Source organism: Pseudomonadota bacterium (genome assembly GCA_027624955.1).
Taxonomy (GTDB): domain Bacteria; phylum Pseudomonadota; class Alphaproteobacteria; order UBA828; family UBA828; genus PTKB01.
On record JAQBTG010000024.1, the window covers coordinates 1 to 18,836 of the forward strand.

An 18,836-nucleotide genomic window follows, 5' to 3' on the forward strand; every position below is an offset into this window, starting at 1 on the left:
ACCCCCTGTTCTAAATGGCTCCCCGGGTCGGATTCGAACCAACGACCTAGCGGTTAACAGCCGCTTGCTCTACCGCTGAGCTACCGAGGAATGGTTCCTTTGATGCGCCGGAGCGCCTCTACTTGGATGGCGCGCTCGTCGGCCAGTGACGGTCATTCAATCTCACATTTTAATATATAACAAACCGCCTAATGCGGAACCAGTCATTCATTAGCGTATGATTCGGGGCAAATATGGTTAATTCTGAGAAAATTACAATCGTCTGATTGATGTCACTGTATCCGACATTGAAAAACGCCTGCGAGCGACACACGGGGGCCGCGTGCGCGGCGCCAATCCGCGCCGGCGCTGCTCGGCGCTGCGGCTTATGGCGCTGCGCCGGTCACAGCCAAGAGCTGAATTCTTACGGTTCTTTTTCATCCTGTGTTTCAAAACTTTCGCTTTCGGCCAAGCGGCGCTCGGTCAATTCGGTCAGTTCCCCGGCAAGTGCCGGATTGTCCTCCATTAACCGGTTCAGATCACGCGCTTGCAAGATCAGCAATTGGCACTCGGTAATCGAGATGACATTGGCCACTCGCGCGCTACGGTTGACAATGCCCATTTCGCCGAAATATTCGCCCGTCGTTAGGTGAAACGAGCTCGGCGGCAAATCCACTTCAACATCGCCTGAAACGATGAAATACATGCTATCCGCAGCCTCGCCCCGGCGGATAATGGTATAGCGCGCGGGCACTGCCGAAGGTTTCAACAAGGCCGCGATTTCGGCAATTTTCTGGGCGTCGAGACTGCCAAAGAAAGGCACCTTTGCGACCATGCCCCAGGTCACCACGAATTGCCGTTTGCTCAATTCCTGCATGAAGCCGGAGGCAAGGATGGCGGCCGGCAGCGCATACATGCCGAGGCCGAGGATGGTAACGAAGCCACCCAACACCTTGCCGAGGATGGTCACCGGCGTGACATCGCCGTAGCCGACTGTGGTGAGCGTAACCAAAGACCACCACATGGCAGAGGGTATGTCGGCAAATGCTACGGGTTGTGCGTCATGCTCAATTAGGTACATCAGGCTGGCCGAGAGCACGAGCATAATGATCATCAAGAAGCCCGACATATAAAGCGTGCGGCGTTGGCCATAGAGCACCGCCGCGAACAGCGCCCAGGCGCCGGAATATCGGGTGAGTTTCAGGATTCTCAGCAGCCGGAGAATTCGCAGAACGCGCAAATCGATACCGATAATAAAACTGAGATAGAACGGCAGGATGACGATCAGGTCGACCAGCGCCATCGGGCTTGCCATGTAGCGCAGGCGGCCAATCAGCTTGCCGCGGTATTTACCGTCCGCGTTGTCGACGCAAATCCATACGCGCAGAACATATTCGACGGAAAAAATCGCCACCGAAACCAATTCGAACACTTTGAAGTGCGGCTGATAGGCCACAGCGATCGCTTCGATCGATTCGATAATGATCGCGAGCACATTCAGCGTTATCAGCCCGATCAGGCCAAAGTCGATAATGCGGGAGAACAGATCGTCGTTCTCCGACACCTCGAGAGCGTCATGCACTCGATTGCGAAGCTTGGTAATCACGGAAATCACCGACTCCTGCGCCAATTCAGGAGCCATATGTCGCGCTGCCTGACTCCGATTGCAAGAAAAGTTTCTAAAGCCTTCCCTTGCGCTGGCACCCGTTTCTCATTCGCGCAGGCCGGCTTCACGCATCAACGGCAGCACGCGGTCGCCAAAATATTTGAGCTCTTCATGATAATCGAGCCAGGAAATCGCCAATCCTTCAACACCGAGATCGGAGAGATTAATCATCTTATCGACGATTTGTTCCGGCGTTCCGACCAACGGCAGGCCGCCCCAACCCGCAATGAAACGTTCGCCCATGGCACGGATTTCGTCCTTGTTGGAACCGTAGGAATAATTCTCACCGAGCATCAGATCGATTATCGTATTGGTCGCGCCCCAATCGCCTTCATCGATAATTCGTTGGTAGAGAGCTTGAGCTTCTGCCTCCGTGTCGCGGCAACAAACCAGTGCGTAACTCATCGCCCGGCAGTGCCGTCCATGTTCCACCGCTTTCGAGCGGATCTGCGCAATTACGTCCGCCGCCTTGTCGACCGAAGTGATCGAGAGCAAATTGTAATCGGCGTGGCGTGCCGAAAATTTGATCCCCGCCGGCGACGACCCAGCATTGATAACTACCGGATGGGGCTGCTGGACCGGTTTCGGCGAAAGAAAGCCCTGATCGATCTTATAGAACTGGCCTTCATGGTCGAAGTCCTGTTCGGTCCACAACCGTTTGACGCAGGACATCCATTCATCGGCCATCTCATAGCGTTCGTCATGTGGCAGCTGTTTGACGCCGAACATTTCCATTTCCGGCTTGAACCAACCGCACACCACATTGATGCCAAATCTTCCGTTAGAAATATTGTCGATTGTGGCCGATTGTTTCGCTGCAAGAATGGGATGAACCGTGGGCACATGGGAGGTTGCAAATACCATAATGTCTTTGGTGTGACAGGCGATCGCCGCCGCCCAAGTATAAACCTCCAAATTGGTGCCGTTGAATTGCGTCGTGCCGCCAAAGTGGCGCCAGCGACCAACCGGGAGCAAAAGTTCAAAGCCAAGCTTATCCGCGAGTTGGGCAATCTTCACATTGTGTTCAAAAGTTGGCTCAAATGTTGTTTCGGCATGGCTAATCGTGCATCCATGCGAGCAGTTGAGGCCGAACACACCGAGCTTAAATCGGTTCTTGTTGAACATTGGCACGTTGCGTTCGCGCCACTCGGCGGTGTCATCGGGGTGCGAAGTTTGCGCGTCAACAGATGAAGTCATGGTGCCGCCTTCTCATTGTTCCTGTGAATCGCAGTTCCTGTGAATCGCCCGCCAAACTCTTTCCGGTGTGGCCGGCATATCAAAATGCGAAACGCCGACTTTGTATAGCGCATCGAAGACGGCATTCGACATAGCAGCCATGCTCCCAACCGTGCCGGCTTCGCCGGCGCCTTTGATACCGAAAGGCGTATTTTCGCTGGGCACTTCATGTGACTGCAAAGCAATCATCGGCAGGTCGTCGGCGCGCGGCAGGCAGTAATCCATAAAGGACCCAGATATCAATTGGCCGCTAGAGGGATCAAACGCGATGGCCTCACACAGAACTTGCCCAACCCCTTGCGCAACGCCGCCATGTATTTGGCCTTCCAGCAACAGCGGATTCAACACCTTCCCCACGTCTTCAACCACGGCGTAACGCGTCAGCCGCACCTGTCCCGTCTCGCGTTCTATTTCGACCTCACAAATATGACAGGCATTGGGAAAGGTGCAGTTGTCGGGCGCTGCCATCACATGTGCCGTGAGCCCGGCGACCGCGTCCGCAGCGGCGTCAGAAGCTTTGAAAGCACGCGCTGCAACATCCTGCAGAGACACCCTGTAATCGGTTCCGCCGACCACGAAGTGTCCCTCCGAAAACCCGATGTCCGATTCCGAAACTTCTAGCATTTCAGCCGCCAAGGGCTTGGCGATCTCTATGATTTTCTCGGCCGCCTGTTTTAAGGCTGCGCCGCCGATGCCAATCGAGCGCGAGCCGAAGGTGCCAACGCCTTCTTTTACGATCGCCGTGTCACCGAACTGAATGTCGATTTGGCCGGGGGTTAAACCCAGGAAGCTGTGGGCCAATTGGCGAAAAGCAGTTTCGTGTCCTTGACCATGATTGTGCGTGCCGAGAAAAAGCGTCGCATGCCCCGTCGCATCGAAGCGCAGCTCCGCCGATTCTTTCAGAGGCGCATCTTGCGGACCCCCGGCGATTTCAACTGCGTAGGCGACGCCCACGCCATGAATCCAGCCCCTGCTCGCAGCCTCCGCCGCGCGGTCCTCCCGGCCATTAAAATCGGCGAGATCGATCGCCATATCCATGGTTTTTTCGAATTCGCCGCTGTCGAGGCGAAATGCCAAGCCCGTTGCGAATGGCATGGCGGAAGGCGGAATCATATTCCGGCGGCGCAGAGCAATCGCGTCCATGCCGAGTTGGCGCGCGGCGCTATCGACAATACGCTCAATGCACAACGTGGCTTCGGGCCGTCCCGCGCCGCGATAGGGCGCAGTCGGTTGCGTAAGGCTGAATACCCCGCGCACTTCGACATCGAATGCGCCGATGTCATAGGGGCCGCTTAACCCGCCCAGGTTATTGACCGGTATATGGAGGCCGAATGTATCGAGATAGGCACCTAGGTTGGCGATGGTGTGCACCTTGAGCGCCAAGAATTTACCGCTCGCGTCGAGAGCAAGGGATACCTGCGAGACAGTGTCGCGTGCATGGTGGTCGGCGAGGAAGGATTCTGAGCGTTCGGCCACCCACCTAACCGCCCGGCCTGTGCGCCGCGCCGCCCACAGGACAAGCGCCAATTCGCGTTGCATAGAAGCCTTGAGGCCGAACCCGCCGCCCATGTCAGGCGAGATGACACGCAGCGACGCAGGCTCTATGTGCAACACATTGTTGGCAATTTCATTGCGCAGCAGGTGGGGCGTCTGAACACCGGCATAGAGCGTGTAGCTGTTTTCGCCGGAATCAAAGACGCCGATCGCCGAGCGTGTCTCCATCGGACTCGCTACAACACGTGAGATGACATATTCCGCCGCGACGATATGGGCGGCATCGACGAACGCTGCTGCCGTTCGTTTGGCATCTCCAAGACGCTCGACAAAACAAATATTCGAAGGTTCCTCCGGCCATACCGCCGGCGCATCCGGCGCTGCGGCTGCGCGCGTATCCGTCACACAGGCTGTGGGTTCGATGCTCACGTCTATGAGTTCGAGAGCGGAATCGGCCTCGGCCTCACTTTCGGCCACGACCATTGCGATGATGTCACCGACATGACGGACTTCCTCTTTGGCCAGCAGCTCGTATGGCGGCACAAAATTAGGCGTGCCATCGGCTCGTTCGCGGCTGGTGAAAGGCGCGAAACAACCGAGGCCGTCTTTGGCCAAATCGTCGCCCGTGAGGACTGCAATAACGCCAGGCGCGACCAATGCCGCCGTGACGTTGAGCCGGTCGATTCGCCCAGCCGCGTGTTGCGAGCGCAGCATCCGCGCGTGGGCCGTGCGCGGCATTTGGATGTCAGAGGCATACCGGCCTTTTCCGGTTAAGAAGCGCCCGTCTTCAAATCGGCGAACGGGCTGTCCGAAACGGCAGTCGACGGAATTATCCGGCGCGGCGGCTGCCGAAAAAAGGGCCGGAGGCTCTGCTGGGGAGTTTTGCACCGGACCGCGGGCTGTTTGAAGTTATGCGCTGCGCGGAAAGAGAATAATCGGTCGGGACATATGCTTAAAACTGTTACAATTGAGACGGTGGAGGCCGGGGCCGGAATCGAACCGGCATAAAAGGATTTGCAGTCCTCCACATAGCCACTCTGCCACCCGGCCAATGACGCGGCGTTGGGCGTCTTGCGCCCCCGTGGGTGCCCATATACGGTATGGTGCGGGCGCTGGTCAACCGGGTGTGCCGCGACACACGGTGCGCGGTACTCACAGCTTTTCGCAGTTGCGTTGTCATTCGTAGCAGGGCGGATATAAGATGCGCCAGTTTTTTGATTCTGGAGATCGTCGCCAACCCGATGTTCGGTATGCGGTGGCAGTTACGGTATAGTTCTCATGAGCGAATTCGCCGCCGTTCGGCACAATATGGTTGAATGCCAACTTCGCCCCAACAAGGTGACGAATTGGCGCCTCATTGACGCGATGGATGATGTACCGCGCGAGCGCTTTGTGCCCAAGCAACTTGCCGGCGTGGCCTATATCGACGAGGACCTGATGGTGGCGCCTGGGCGCTATTTGATGGAGCCGCGGGTGCTGGCGCGCCTTTTGCAGGCGGCGACCATCACCGAGCAGGACGTGGCTCTGGATGTCGGCTGCGGCACTGGCTATTCATCCGCCGTATTGGGCCGCTTGGCTGGCACCGTTGTTGGGCTTGAGCCGGATGACGCGCTGGCCGCGCAGGCGAGCCAAACTCTGAGCGCAGTCGGCGCTGACAATGTCATCGTTGTTACCGGCAGCGTTGCAGAGGGGTATTCGCGCCAAGGACCCTATGACGTTATTTTACTAAACGGGAGCATTCCTTTCATGCCATCGTCGTTGATCGATCAGCTCGCCGAGGGCGGCCGCATCATAGCGGTGGTGCGCGGCGCCGGCGAGGTGGTCGGCCGAGCAACACTTTGGGTCAGGATTCGGGGCGAAATTTCGCATCGGGTGCTATTCGATGCCGCTGTCCCGCCGCTGCCCGGTATAGAAACGAAACCGGCGTTCGAGTTTTGAATAAGAAGATGAAGCCGATGAGTGGGCGGATCGGAAGGCTGGCGGGTTTCACTGCCGGCGTCGCTCTGACGGCGATCTTGATATCGCCCGCTGCTTTTGCCGAATCGTTGGAGGAAGCGCTGGCGAGCGCCTATCAGAACAATCCTACTTTGTTGGCTGAACGGGCTTCGTTGCGCGCCACCGACGAAGGCGTGGCAACCGCACTTTCCGGCTGGCGCCCGACTGTACAGATCGATGGTGATGCAGGTTTTTCCGAATCTGAAACCACTTCTGTGACTTCAGGTTTCACCACCACCACCACCAAAGACTCACTGCAGCCACGGTCGTTTTCTTTCAGCATTACCGAGCCGTTATACCGGGGCGGGCGTACCCAGGCAGAGACGCAATCAGCGGAAAATTTAGTTGATTCCGGGCGCGCCGGGCTGGCAGAGACGGAACAGCGCGTCCTGCTCGACGCCGTGACCGCCTATATGGATGTATTGAGCAATCATACCGTGGTCCAACTTAATCGAAACAATGAACGCGTTGTTGAGCGCCAGTTGCAGGCAGCGAGGGATCGCTTTGAAGTTGGCGAAGTAACGCGGACCGATGTGGCCCAAGCGGAAGCGCGGGTCGCTCAGGCGAAGGCAGATCGCATCGGCGCCGAAGGAGATTTGATATCTTCTCGGGCCACATATCGTCAGGTTGTCGGCGACTTGCCCGGCAAGCTTGAATGGCCAGCTAGCATCGGCGGCGTTCCTGCCAACGAGCGAGACGCACTGCAGGCCGCCAGTACGGCCAATCCAACAATTGTAAGCGCCAATTTTGCCGAATTGGCGGCGCGCGATGATATCGATGTGGCAACCTCGGATTTGTTGCCACAAGTCTCGCTTCGCGGTGCCTATGACCGGAGTTACGATGTTTCCGCGTTCACTGAGGAATCCGATTCACTGTCCATTTCGGCAGTTGTGACTGTACCGCTTTATCAATCCGGCGCCGAGCATTCTGCTGTACGGCGCAGCAAGCAAGTCGCCAGTCAGCGCCGGCTCGAATACGAAGAGGCGCGCCGCGCTATCTTTGAGGAAGTCACGCGGGCCTGGGAATCGCTGATTACCGCGCAGGCACAGATCACCGCCTTTCATTCGCAAGTCCGCGCCGCTGAGTTGGCTTTGGAAGGCGTGGAGCAGGAAACGTTGGTGGGCCTGCGCACCACACTCGATGTCCTTGACGCTGAGCAAGAAGTGTTTGCCGCGCGCGTCAATCTGGTGAGTGCGGAGCGCGATGCCGTGGTCTCCAGCTATTGGGTGAAAGCAACCATGGGCGAATTGACTGCCGGCGCGCTAGAGCTTCCGGTCGAGCGTTACGATGCCGATGCGCACTACCGCAGCGTTCGCGACAAGTGGTTTGGCCTGTCACCGGATTGACCGGCGAAAGCACTGCTGGCATTCTAAATCGCCTTGCCGTAATCTCTTCAAACCACATAAATATTTGACTTGATACAGGTATCAAATGGCGGACGAACCCTCACAAGAAGAACCGTCCATGGAAGAAATTCTTGCTTCCATTCGCCGAATTATTTCGGAGGACGGGGAGGACGAGGAAAAACCAGACGCGGCTCGGCCCACCGCCGAGGACGGCAGTAACCCGGGGGCGGACGGTCTATCCACCGAGGCGCAGCTTGCCGATTCGGCTGAACTGTCCGGCGCGGGCGACGGAGTGCTTGAGTTGACAAATGAAGTAGACGAAGACGGCAATGTCGTTGAGGCGCAGGCGCTAGAGCAATCTGAACCGGCCGCCGAAACCGCCGAAACCGCCGAAACAAGTGACTTTGCACCGGTACCTGAATCCGCATCCGAGCTTGCACCCGAGACCACACCGGCACCTGCGGCCGCGCCTGATGCTCAATTCTCACCCGCCCCGCCGGTTGTGGCGAGTGACGAGCCTTTGATGGAGACCTTCACCAAAGAAACCGCCGCTGGCGCATTCGCGGCACTCGCTTCACAAATTGGACCGGGATCGGCGGATGAGAATAGCCAGAAAATTACGCCTTCCGGGCGCACCATTGAAGACCATGTGTTGGAAATGTTGCGGCCGATGCTTCGCGAGTGGCTCGACAAACATTTGCCACAAATGGTGCAACGCCTAGTGCAGCGGGAATTAGACCGCATTATTCACCGCTCCGATCCGGTGTAAAATTGGGCCGGGCGCCGCCCGTGCCGTACTTTGATCAATCCCACGGCCCCAACCGCCAAACTGTAGTGAGAGAGTTCAGCAATGCTGGACAAGACCTATCTGCCCGCCGATATCGAGAGTAAGATTTACGACGCCTGGGAGGTGGCGGGTCTTTTCGCCTGCGCGCCCAAATCCGGTCTGCCACCATATTGCGTGATGATGCCGCCACCCAATGTGACCGGCAGTCTGCATATGGGGCATGCGCTGAATTCTACCCTGCAGGATGTGCTGACCCGCTATCGTCGCAAGATGGGGCGGGACGCCCTGTGGCAGCCTGGCATGGATCACGCGGGCATCGCCACGCAAATGGTGGTCGAGCGCCAACTCGCCGAAGAGAATATTCACCGCCGCGATTTGGGGCGAGATGATTTCGTCGCACGGGTGTGGCGCTGGAAAGAGGAATCGGGCGGCGCCATCGCCAATCAATTGCGCCGCCTTGGCGCCTCGCCCGATTGGTCGCGCGACCGTTTCACCATGGACGAGGGGTTATCGCACGCCGTGCGCACGGTCTTCGTCGCGCTCCACGAAGAGGGCCTGATTTACCGGGACAAGCGCCTCGTCAATTGGGATCCTAAATTTCACACTGCGATTTCCGATCTCGAAGTCGAGCCGCGCGAGACAGACGGGCATCTATGGCATTTCCGCTATCCCATCGAGGGCCGCGCGGGCGAATTTATTACCGTCGCGACGACACGCCCGGAAACCATGCTCGGCGATACAGCAGTCGCCGTTCACCCTGACGATGAACGCTGGAAAAATCTTATCGGCGGGTTCGCGGTGCTGCCGCTGGTCGGCCGCCGCCTGATCGTCGTGGCAGATGAGCATGCTGATCCGGAGCTCGGCTCGGGCGCCGTGAAGATCACACCGGCGCATGATTTCAACGATTTTGAGCTTGGCCGCCGGCATGATCTCGAATTGATCAACATCTTCGATGCCAACGCCTGCCTCAACGAGAATGTGCCGGAGCCCTATCGCGGCCTCGAACGCTATGCCGCGCGCGAGAAAATTGTCGCCGACATGGAAGCGCTCGGCCTGGTCGAAAAGATCGAACCGCATCGCCACGCGCTGCCCTACGGCGACCGCTCCGGCGTGGTGGTCGAGCCGTGGCTCACCGACCAATGGTTCGCCGATGCCAAAACTCTTGCCAAGCCAGCCATCGAGGCGGTCGAGACCGGGCGCATCCGGTTCGTCCCAAAACAATGGGAAAACACTTATTTTGAATGGATGCGCAATATCCAGCCCTGGTGCATCTCGCGCCAACTGTGGTGGGGTCACCGCATCCCGGCTTGGTACGGTCCTGATAATACCATCTTCGTCGCAATGGATGCGGCTGGGGCGGCGGAAAAAGCCAAGGCACATTACGGCGAGGACGTGGCGTTGAGGCAGGATTCTGATGTCCTCGACACCTGGTTCTCTTCCGGCCTGTGGCCGTTTTCCACCCTCGGCTGGCCGGAAAAGACCGAAGCGCTCGAGACCTATTACCCCAATGATGATCTCATCACCGGATTCGATATTATTTTCTTCTGGGTGGCGCGCATGATCATGCTCGGCATGCATTTCATGGGCGATGTGCCGTTCCGCACGGTTTATATCCATGCGCTTGTGCGCGACGCCGAAGGGCAGAAAATGTCCAAGAGTAAGGGTAATGTCATCGACCCTCTGGAACTGATCGACAAGTATGGCGCCGACGCCATGCGGTTCACCCTGGCTGCGATGGAGGCCCAAGGGCGAGATATCAAATTGTCGGAGAGCCGCGTTGAGGGCTACCGCAACTTCGCCACCAAATTATGGAACGCCGCACGCTTTTGTGAGGCCAATTCATGCAACCGCGATGCGGCGTACGATCCCGCCGCCTGTACTGGCACCATCAACCGTTGGATTGTGAGTGAGGCGGCGCGCGCCTCGGCTGCCATTGAGGCGGCGCTTGAAGCCTATCGATTCAACGAGGCAGCCAACGCGATCTACCAATTTGCCTGGGGCGTGTTCTGCGACTGGTTCGTAGAATTCTCGAAACCGGTCTTGAACGGGCCGGACGGCGCGGAGAAAGACGAAACCCGCGCCACCGCCGCTTGGGCGCTGGAACAGATTCTCGGCCTCTTGCATCCCTTCATGCCGTTTGTCACCGAAGAGTTGTGGGGTCGCCTTGACGATAAACGCGCCCAGCCGTTGATTTTCCAGCCTTGGCCGGTGTTGGACGATGCCACACTGCAATATGAAGCGGCGTCCGCGGAGATAGGTCGGGTGATTGCACTGGTTTCTGGGGTCCGCGCCGCACGGGCCGAAATGAACGTACCGGCGGGCGCGAAAATCCCGTTGCTGTTGCGCGGTGAAAACGGTTTTCCGGATTGGGCGGAAAATCAACGTGAACAGATCGTCCAACTGGCGCGTTTGGATAGCATGGCTATCCTGGACGGGGCGCCGCCCAAGGGTTCCGTCCAACTGGTGATCGACGGAGATTCCGTGGCCCTGCCGCTAGCTGGTGTTATCGATGTCGCGCAGGAGCGTGCCCGGCTGGAAAAGGAACTGGCCCGCATTGCCAAGGAAATCGTAGGGATCAAGGGCAAGCTCGGCGATAAAAAATTTCTTTCCAAGGCGCCTGGGCATGTTGTGGCCGAACAGCGCCGCCGCAAATCCGAGGCCGAAGCTGCACATCTCAAGATAACCGAGGCGGCAAAGCGCATCGATGCGCTTTAACCGGCTGGGCCGGAGCGCTAAGATCGCGCGACATTCAAGTGGAGAATAAAATGAGTTCCAAGTTCGACAAATCCAAATTGCCCAGCCGTCACATCACGGAAGGTCCCAAGAGCGCGCCGCATCGCGCTTTCTTCTACGCGATGGGCGTCTCCCGCGAGGCCATGAACCGGCCGATCATCGGCGTGGCGACGACTTGGAACGAAACGGCACCGTGCAACATTACGCTCCGGCGTCAAGCGCAAGCCGCCAAAGCGGGTGTCGATGAGGCCGGCGGCACGCCGCGCGAATTCACCACTATCACCGTGACCGACGGCATCGCCATGGGTCATCAAGGCATGAAATCCTCGCTGGTGTCGCGCGACGTCATCGCCGATTCCGTCGAGTTGACGATGCGCGGGCATTCCTACGACGCGCTGGTCGGCATTGCCGGCTGCGACAAATCACTGCCTGGCATGATGATGTCGATGGTGCGGCTCAATGTGCCGTCGGTGTTTCTATATGGCGGCTCCATCCTGCCGGGGCGGTTTCGCGGCAAGGATGTGACAGTGATGGACGTCTACGAATTCTACGGCAAGTTTTCGAGCGGCTCGGTCACGGAAGCCGAATTGGATGAAATCGAAGCCGTGGCCTGCCCGTCGGGCGGCTCCTGCGGGGGTCAGTTCACGGCCAACACCATGGCCTGCGTGTCCGAGGCCATCGGCTTGGCTCTGCCCCATTCGGCGGGTGCGCCGGCGGTCTATGATTCGCGCGACGAGTTCGCGGTGGCCTCCGGCGTCCAAGTCATGAAACTGATCGAGCTTGGCATCCGCCCACGCGACATCGTCACCCGGAAAGCCTTGGAGAATGCGGCGACAATCGTCGCCGCTACCGGTGGTTCGACCAATGCCGGCCTGCATCTCCCGGCGATCGCCAGCGAGGCCGGTATCGATTTCGATTTGGCGGCGGTCGGCGAAGTGTTCCGGCGCACTCCCTATATTGCCGACCTCAAGCCCGGCGGGCGCTATGTTGCCAAGGACCTGTTCGATGTCGGCGGCGTGCCGATCGTCATGAAAGCGTTGCTGGAAGGCGGCTATTTGCACGGCGATTGTCTCACTGTCACTGGCAAGACCATCGCCGAGAATCTGGCCAACGTGAAATTCCCAACAGATCAGGATGTGGTGCTCAGCACCTCGACGCCGCTCTCGCCGACCGGCGGCTTGGTCTGCCTCAAAGGCAATCTCGCACCTGAGGGTGCGATTGTGAAAGTCGCGGGCATGAAAAATTTGCGCCACGTTGGCCCGGCGCTCTGCTTCGACACAGAAGAAGACGCGATGAAAGCCGTGGTAAGCCGGAATTATAAAACCGGTGATGTGATTGTCATCCGCTACGAGGGCCCGAAAGGCGGCCCCGGCATGCGAGAAATGCTGTCCGTGACCTCGCAGATTTACGGCCAGGGCAAGGGCGATGAAGTGGCCCTCATCACTGATGGGCGGTTTTCCGGGGCGACACGCGGCTTCTGCATCGGCCATGTCGGCCCCGAAGCCGCCGTCGGTGGTCCCATCGCCTTATTGCGCGATGGCGATCAAATCACCATCGACGCTGAGACCGGCGAAATGAGCGTCGCTCTCGACGATGCCGAACTAGCCGCTAGACATGCACAGTGGAAGCCACGCGAAAGCGATTACCGCTCCGGTGTATTGTGGAAATATGCCGCGACCGTCGGTCCTGCTTATAAAGGCGCCGTCACCCATCCTGGCGGTGCGGCGGAAACCTCGTGCTATGCAGATATTTAAGCGTCTCGTAAGCGCCGCGTAAGCTTCGACAGCACATTATGGCACGCATCGCCGTTGGCGGGTTTCAGCACGAAACCAACACCTTCGCCCCGGTCCAGGCAGATTACAGCGCCTTTGCCGAGGCCGATGCCTGGCCGGCGCTCTCTCGGGGCGAGGGCCTGTTTGACGCCGTGGCAGGGATCAATCTTCCGATTGCCGGTTTTATTGCGGCGGCGCAAGATGCCGGCCACACGCTGTTGCCGCTTTCCTGGTGCTCCGCCTCTCCCTCAGCCCATGTTACTGAGGACGCGTTCGAGCGCATCTCCGCCATGTTGTTGGAAGACATCGCCGCAGCAAAGCCGGATGCCATCTATCTCGACCTGCACGGCGCCATGGTGACGGAACATTTTGCCGACGGCGAGGCCGCCCTGCTAAACCGCATACGCGCCACAGTTGGCGCCGAGATGCCGATAGTGGTTAGCCTTGATCTGCACGCCAACATCAGTGTCGAGATGTGCGCCGCCGCGTCCGCACTGACGGCCTATCGCAGCTATCCTCATATAGATATGGATGTGACCGGCGCGCGCGCCGCAAAATTGATGGACCATATTTTGCGATCTGATGGTGCTACAGCAAATCATTTCCGCCCCATCGATTTTTTAATTCCGATCAACGCGCAATGCACCATGGAGGAGCCCGCCGGCGGGCTCTACCGCCGCCTCGGTGAATTGGAGGCGGCGCCCGGCGTCTGGCAGTTGTCCTTCGCGATGGGATTTCCGCCCGCCGATATTTCCATATGCGGCCCCTCGGTTTATGGCTGTGGCTCGGATTTGGCGGCCGTGGCGCGCGCAGTAGATACCCTGGCTGATGAAATCGGTGCCTGCGAAGGCGAGTTTACCGAACAATTGTTCAGCCCTGACGAAGCGGTGCGCCTGGCCATGGCCAACAGCGACGCAGGCCCATTCGTCATCGCCGATACTCAGGATAATCCTGGCGCGGGCGGCAACTCCGACACAGTCGGCATGCTCGAGGCGCTGTTGCGCTGTGGTGCCAAAGGCGCGGTCTTGGCGATCCTCTACGACCCGGAAGTCGCTGAGGCGGCGCATCTCGCCGGAGAAGGCCACCGCTTCTCGATCGCGCTTGGGGCCAAATCCGGCCAGCCCGGCCAGCGTCCGTTCGAAGGAAAGTTTCACGTCGAGCGGCTTGGCGACGGCCGATTTACCGCGACCGGCCCAATGTGGCGCGGGGCGCGTATGGAATTAGGCAAAATGGCGCTGCTAAAAGTCGCCGACAAATCCGCCGATGTTCGGGTCATTGTCTCCAGCCGAAAATTTCAGGCGGCTGACCAATCGATCTTCCGCCATCTTGGCCTGGAGCCTATCGAGCAAAAAATACTGGTGCTCAAAAGCTCGGTACATTTCCGCGCCGACTTCCAGCCCATCGCGGCGCAGATCATCACCGCCATCGCACCTGGCCCCAATCTTGCCGATACGCGCAAATTTCCCTACAAAAACTTGCGCCCAGGTCTACGCATCCAGCCCAACGGGCCGCGCGTGCTTGGCCCAGAGACCCACGCGAGCGGAGGATATTGCTCCTACGGTGAGACAGAGTAAGATGCAGCGAATTGTAAGGATTCTGAAAGGGAGGTTCCGCTATGCCGCTGCTTGACCTGCACCATGTGGCGATCAAGAGCAAAGATTTGGCCGCAACCGAGAAATTCTATACCAAGGTTCTCGGCATGAAGAAGGTCGCTCGGCCGGACTTTCCATTTCCTGGCGTTTGGTTGGAAATGGGCGAAACCATGTTCCACATTTATGGCGGCAGCGCCGCCCAAACCCATGCTGGCGACTATGAATATGATCAGGGCGTGGCGCCGGTAGACCATGTTGCGCTGCGCGCCAAAAACTTCGATGAAATGAAAGAAGTCTGCAAGAAGCACCGCTGCGTCTGGCGGCAAATGAATATTCCCGATTTCAAGCTGTGGCAGCTTTTCGTGCAGGACCCAAGCGGCGTTATCGTTGAGCTTAATTTTGACGTCACCAAAGAGCCGCGCGGCAGCAAGGGTCCGAGCGGACGCAATCTGTTCGATGCGGGGCGGCCCTTCGAATAGGGTTTTGTGGCGTTTTCCCTCGCACGCCGGCCGCTCGGCTAATCGACGCGCGCTCTTTCATTCTGCGTTAACATAGCGCCGGTATGGCAAATGAAGACCCCGCCATCGTGCGGCTTGCGCGTTTCTCGGCCCGCTTGCTGCCGGCTCTAAGGCCGCCCGGTCAAGTGATTGACGCCGGGCCGACCGCTGGGCTTGCGGCGGCGCGCGAATCGTCCAATGGCGGTTATATCGCCAGCCCATGGTACGACAATCTGTTCTTTATCTATTCGCCGCTGATTGCCCTGGCGCTCGGTATCGGCCTTTCGTTCACGTTGCTGGGCGAAGGGGGCGTGGGTTTCATGGGCCGAGAAAACAGTCTCATGGCGTGGTTTGTTGGACCCTTTATCATGGCCCACTTGGTGGCTGTGGTGTATCGCAGCCACCTGAACGTTGCAGTGTTTCGGCGGTTTCCGTTGCGCTTCACGGTGGTGCCGCTGGTGCTGTTTCTGGCGATGGGATTTTCGACCACGGCGATCGTCGTTGTCTCGGTCGCGGCGACGTTTTGGGATGTCTATCACTCAGGCATGCAGACTTTCGGCCTCGGGCGGATTTACGATGCTCGCGTCGGCAACAACCCCCGCGTCGGCCGCCGGCTCGATGCGACGTTTAACCTGCTTATCTATGTGGGGCCGATCGCCGCTGGCGCCACGCTCATGGATCATGTCGGAGATTTCAACGAATTCGCAGAGATCGGCGCGGTCTTCTTCACCCGGATACCGGCCCAGGCGGAAGGTGTGGCGGGGGCGCTGACATGGGCGGTGGTCGGCTTCGGCGTGCCGTTCGTTGGATATTATCTGTGGTGGTATTGGCGGGCTGCTGGAGCTGGCTGGCGGGTGAGCCGGCAAAAGGTTGCGCTCTATGCGTCGACGGCACTGTGCTCGGTCTGGGCCTGGGGGTTCAATCCCTACGGCGAAGCGTTTTTCATCATGAATTTTTTTCACGCACTGCAATATTTCGCCATTGTTTGGTGGCGCGAGCAGGGCACGATGATGCGCGTATTCCGGTTGCCTGAGGCCAAGCGCGTCGCCAAACCCGTCGCGCTAACGATTTTTTTGGTTTCGGTATTTGCTTACGGCTTCATCGCCGACTCACTGCCGATCGGCAATAGTTGGTTTTTCGCCGCCGTGATGTGCGTGTCCATTATGCATTTCTGGTACGACGGCTTCGTCTGGTCGGTTCGCCGCCGAGAGGTTTGAAGTGCATTGCCATCTGGCTTTATTCCGTGAGCGTGCACCAGACTGGTGTGTGGTCAGACGCTTTGAGCTTGGCGCGCGGCCCAGAGTCGATTTCACAGGCTTCCAGGCGGTCGGCGGCTTCCGGTGAGAGCAAGAGATGGTCGATCCTCAGGCCCTCGTCGCGTTGCCAGCGGCCTTTCTGATAGTCCCAGAACGAATACATCCCGGTTTCACTGTGCAGCGCGCGGAACGCTTCAGTATAGCCTGAATTGAGGATCGTACGGAAATGCGCACGTGCTTCGGGCTGGCACAGGGCGTCGTCGCGCCAACCTTCTGGGTCATAGACGTCGCCGTCGGCTGGTATGATGTTGTAATCCCCGCCTAAAACTACTGCGTCTTCGTGTGCCAGCAAGGTGGCAGCATGAGCGGCCAGACGCGCCATCCAGGCCAGCTTGTAAGGGAACTTCTCGCTCTCCACCGGATTGCCGTTGGGCAGGTATATCGAAGCAATGCGCACGCCCGAGATCACCGCCTCGATATAGCGCGCCTGTTCATCGCTCTCGTCGCCTGGCAGGCCGCGGGTGATATCCTCGATCGGCCGGTTGCTGAGAATTGCGACGCCGTTATAGCTTTTTTGCCCCAATACAGCGCAGTTGTAGCCGGCGTCGCCGATTTCCAATTCGGGGAAGTTTTCTTCGATGGTCTTGATTTCCTGTAACAACACGACGTCCGGCGCAGTTTCGGCCAGCCACTCCAAAAGATGGGGCAGACGCACTTTGATTGAGTTGACGTTCCAGGTGGCGATTTTCAGCGCAGTACTCCGATCAAGCCGATTTCCCGTCGGAAAGACGGAACAATCTATCTTATGAGCTGAGTTTTTTTAGACCAATGAGAAAGACGTGCCGCAGCCGCAAGACGAAACGGCTTTGGGATTCTTCACTTGGAAGGAAGCGCCAATCAGATCGTTGACATAGTCAATTTCCGAGCCCGCCATGTAGCCGGCGGAAATGCTGTCGACCAACACGGTTACGCCGTCTTGCTCGATGATGATATCACCGTCCTGACGCTTGGCGTCGAACGCGAACCCATATTGAAAACCAGAACAGCCGCCGCCCGAAACGGTGACGCGCAGCGCCTGACCTATGTCCTCTTCATTGCTGAGGAGGCGGGCAACTTGCCGTGCAGCGCTGTTAGAAATGGTGATCGGGCCACTGGCCTCCACCACCATGCTCTCTATCGGTCGAGCCATATTTAAATTCCGTTGTTTAAAGCCGTTCCAGTCTAGCACCTATTTATTAATTAGGCATCTCTTGGTGCGAATCAACATCTATGGCCATTTGTGCGCCTGTGTTCGCCGATATACTCTCAAACGATGAGTACTCCCCCACATAACATCGTCCCATATGCCAGTAATCCGGCAGAAAGCCGGGGCAGGCTCCATCCTGAACCTGAAAGCGCGACGCGCACAGCATTTCAACGCGACCGCGACCGCATAATCCATTGCGCCGCATTCCGTCGTCTTGAGTACAAGACCCAGGTATTTGTCTATCATGAGGGCGACTACTACCGCACGCGCCTGACGCACAGCCTAGAGACCGCGCAAATCGCGCGCTCTATCTGTCGCGTCTTGGGCCTGAACGAAGATTTGGCTGAGGCTTTGGCGCTGGCCCATGATCTGGGGCACACCCCGTTCGGCCATGCCGGCGAGGATGCGCTATCGGAGGCAATGGCCGACTATGGCGGTTTTGATCACAACACCCAGACACTGCGCATCCTCACTCAGCTAGAAGAACGCTACGCCAATTTCGACGGCCTCAATCTCACTTGGGAAACCCTCGAAGGCACGGTCAAGCATAATGGCCCGCTGCTGCCCGCCGAGACCGGCTTGCCGCCGGCTATACAGCGCTATAACGAGAGCCATGATTTGGAACTCGCCATCTATCCTGGGCCGGAAGCGCAGGTCGCGGCGCTCGCTGACGATATTGCCTACAACAATCATGATGTTGATGACGGTCTGAGAGCCGGCCTGTTCGAACTCAATGACCTGGCCGATGTCGCGCTGGTCGGGCCGATTTTTGCCGCCGTGCGCCACAGCCATCCAAATCTCGATCAGAACCGCCTGGTGCATGAAGGAGTGCGCCGCATGATCGGCGCCATGGTCGATGATCTCATTGCGGAAAGTCGCGGTCGGCTGGCGAACGCGGCTTGCACGAGCGCAGACGAGGTGCGCGCCCTCGGCCGCCCAGTGATTGCGTTTTCAAAGGAAATGGCGGCCAATGACCGCGGTCTGAAGAAATTCCTTTATCGCCGCATGTATCGCCACTACAAGGTCAACCGAATGGCCAGCAAGGCGCGCCGGGTCGTACGGGATTTATTCACGCTGTTCGTTGCGGAGCCGGAATGTTTGCCCGACGATTGGCGGGAGCGTTGCGATGCTGCAGGCAGCCACCAAACGGCCCGCGCGGTGGCCGACTATATCGCCGGAATGACCGATCGATTTGCCTTCCTAGAACATCAGCGCCTGTTTGAAATTCCATCATAAT

The 18,836-nt window shown here is 58.3% G+C and carries 14 protein-coding genes and 2 tRNA genes; 9 read left to right on the top strand and 7 right to left on the bottom strand.

Annotation, left to right across the window (positions count from 1 at the left end; genetic code table 11):
- Nucleotides 1-15: 15 nt before the first annotated feature.
- The 5 genes from O3A94_10545 to O3A94_10565 all read right to left on the bottom strand — a co-directional run bounded on the left by O3A94_10545 (nt 16) and on the right by O3A94_10565 (nt 5,425).
- A tRNA-Asn gene (locus O3A94_10545) sits at nt 16-90 on the bottom strand.
- A gap of 313 nt (nt 91-403) precedes the next feature.
- Nucleotides 404-1,621 carry a cyclic nucleotide-gated ion channel gene (locus tag O3A94_10550; GenBank protein MDA1356693.1) on the bottom strand — a complete coding sequence of 406 codons (1,218 nt, stop codon included), beginning with the start codon at nt 1,619-1,621 and terminating at the stop codon, nt 404-406.
- 69 nt (nt 1,622-1,690) lie between these two features.
- The gene (locus O3A94_10555) at nt 1,691-2,842 is read right to left on the bottom strand and encodes an LLM class flavin-dependent oxidoreductase (protein MDA1356694.1); all 1,152 of its coding nucleotides are present in this window, start codon (nt 2,840-2,842) and stop codon (nt 1,691-1,693) included.
- Nucleotides 2,843-2,854: 12 nt separating this feature from the next.
- Nucleotides 2,855-5,263 carry a xanthine dehydrogenase family protein molybdopterin-binding subunit gene (locus O3A94_10560; GenBank protein ID MDA1356695.1) on the bottom strand — a complete coding sequence of 803 codons (2,409 nt, stop codon included), beginning with the start codon at nt 5,261-5,263 and terminating at the stop codon, nt 2,855-2,857.
- A gap of 88 nt (nt 5,264-5,351) precedes the next feature.
- A tRNA-Cys gene (locus tag O3A94_10565) sits at nt 5,352-5,425 on the bottom strand.
- Nucleotides 5,426-5,653: 228 nt separating this feature from the next.
- Between O3A94_10565 and O3A94_10570 the strand changes: the two genes are divergently transcribed.
- The 8 genes from O3A94_10570 (at nt 5,654) to O3A94_10605 (ending at nt 16,314) form a co-directional block, all read left to right on the top strand.
- On the top strand, nt 5,654-6,313 hold the full coding sequence (locus O3A94_10570; protein MDA1356696.1) for a protein-L-isoaspartate O-methyltransferase: 660 nt from the start codon (nt 5,654-5,656) through the stop codon (nt 6,311-6,313).
- A complete protein-coding gene (locus tag O3A94_10575) occupies nt 6,310-7,716 on the top strand; it encodes a TolC family outer membrane protein (GenBank protein ID MDA1356697.1) in 1,407 nt (468 codons plus the stop codon). The genes O3A94_10570 and O3A94_10575 overlap by 4 nt, the downstream gene beginning before the upstream one ends.
- A 118-nt stretch (nt 7,717-7,834) precedes the next feature.
- Nucleotides 7,835-8,485 carry a DUF2497 domain-containing protein gene (locus tag O3A94_10580; protein ID MDA1356698.1) on the top strand — a complete coding sequence of 217 codons (651 nt, stop codon included), beginning with the start codon at nt 7,835-7,837 and terminating at the stop codon, nt 8,483-8,485.
- Nucleotides 8,486-8,566: 81 nt separating this feature from the next.
- On the top strand, nt 8,567-11,218 hold the full coding sequence (locus O3A94_10585) for a valine--tRNA ligase (GenBank protein MDA1356699.1): 2,652 nt from the start codon (nt 8,567-8,569) through the stop codon (nt 11,216-11,218).
- 50 nt (nt 11,219-11,268) lie between these two features.
- A complete protein-coding gene (gene ilvD / locus O3A94_10590) occupies nt 11,269-12,990 on the top strand; it encodes a dihydroxy-acid dehydratase (GenBank protein MDA1356700.1) in 1,722 nt (573 codons plus the stop codon).
- 38 nt (nt 12,991-13,028) lie between these two features.
- Nucleotides 13,029-14,582, top strand: coding sequence for a M81 family metallopeptidase (locus O3A94_10595; GenBank protein ID MDA1356701.1), 1,554 nt, complete (start codon nt 13,029-13,031; stop codon nt 14,580-14,582).
- Between the two features lie 41 nt (nt 14,583-14,623).
- On the top strand, nt 14,624-15,079 hold the full coding sequence (locus O3A94_10600; GenBank protein MDA1356702.1) for a VOC family protein: 456 nt from the start codon (nt 14,624-14,626) through the stop codon (nt 15,077-15,079).
- A gap of 83 nt (nt 15,080-15,162) precedes the next feature.
- Nucleotides 15,163-16,314 (top strand): hypothetical protein, encoded by a 1,152-nt coding sequence (locus tag O3A94_10605; GenBank protein MDA1356703.1) that lies wholly within the window; start codon nt 15,163-15,165, stop codon nt 16,312-16,314.
- Between the two features lie 19 nt (nt 16,315-16,333).
- Here O3A94_10605 and xth read toward each other — a convergent pair whose 3' ends face one another.
- Together xth and erpA are read right to left on the bottom strand one after the other, a co-directional pair.
- Complete coding sequence (gene xth, locus O3A94_10610) at nt 16,334-17,104, bottom strand: exodeoxyribonuclease III (protein ID MDA1356704.1); 771 nt, start codon at nt 17,102-17,104, stop codon at nt 16,334-16,336.
- A 69-nt stretch (nt 17,105-17,173) separates the two neighbouring features.
- Nucleotides 17,174-17,542 carry an iron-sulfur cluster insertion protein ErpA gene (gene erpA, locus O3A94_10615; protein ID MDA1356705.1) on the bottom strand — a complete coding sequence of 123 codons (369 nt, stop codon included), beginning with the start codon at nt 17,540-17,542 and terminating at the stop codon, nt 17,174-17,176.
- Nucleotides 17,543-17,665: 123 nt separating this feature from the next.
- On the opposite strand from erpA, the gene O3A94_10620 reads away from it, so the two are divergent.
- Nucleotides 17,666-18,835 carry a deoxyguanosinetriphosphate triphosphohydrolase gene (locus O3A94_10620; protein MDA1356706.1) on the top strand — a complete coding sequence of 390 codons (1,170 nt, stop codon included), beginning with the start codon at nt 17,666-17,668 and terminating at the stop codon, nt 18,833-18,835.
- The last annotated feature ends 1 nt before the right edge of the window (nt 18,836 follow it).

Excerpts from the sequence above, each read along its gene's own strand:
- O3A94_10620 (MDA1356706.1), top strand. The coding sequence starts at position 17,666 with ATGAGTACTCCCCCACATAACATCGTCCCATATGCCAGTAATCCGGCA.
- O3A94_10555 (MDA1356694.1), bottom strand. The coding sequence starts at position 2,842 with ATGACTTCATCTGTTGACGCGCAAACTTCGCACCCCGATGACACCGCC.
- O3A94_10595 (MDA1356701.1), top strand. The coding sequence starts at position 13,029 with ATGGCACGCATCGCCGTTGGCGGGTTTCAGCACGAAACCAACACCTTC.
- O3A94_10605 (MDA1356703.1), top strand. The coding sequence starts at position 15,163 with ATGGCAAATGAAGACCCCGCCATCGTGCGGCTTGCGCGTTTCTCGGCC.
- ilvD (MDA1356700.1), top strand. The coding sequence starts at position 11,269 with ATGAGTTCCAAGTTCGACAAATCCAAATTGCCCAGCCGTCACATCACG.
- erpA (MDA1356705.1), bottom strand. The coding sequence starts at position 17,542 with ATGGCTCGACCGATAGAGAGCATGGTGGTGGAGGCCAGTGGCCCGATC.
- O3A94_10550 (MDA1356693.1), bottom strand. The coding sequence starts at position 1,621 with ATGGCTCCTGAATTGGCGCAGGAGTCGGTGATTTCCGTGATTACCAAG.
- O3A94_10585 (MDA1356699.1), top strand. The coding sequence starts at position 8,567 with ATGCTGGACAAGACCTATCTGCCCGCCGATATCGAGAGTAAGATTTAC.
- O3A94_10600 (MDA1356702.1), top strand. The coding sequence starts at position 14,624 with ATGCCGCTGCTTGACCTGCACCATGTGGCGATCAAGAGCAAAGATTTG.
- O3A94_10570 (MDA1356696.1), top strand. The coding sequence starts at position 5,654 with ATGAGCGAATTCGCCGCCGTTCGGCACAATATGGTTGAATGCCAACTT.
- O3A94_10580 (MDA1356698.1), top strand. The coding sequence starts at position 7,835 with ATGGAAGAAATTCTTGCTTCCATTCGCCGAATTATTTCGGAGGACGGG.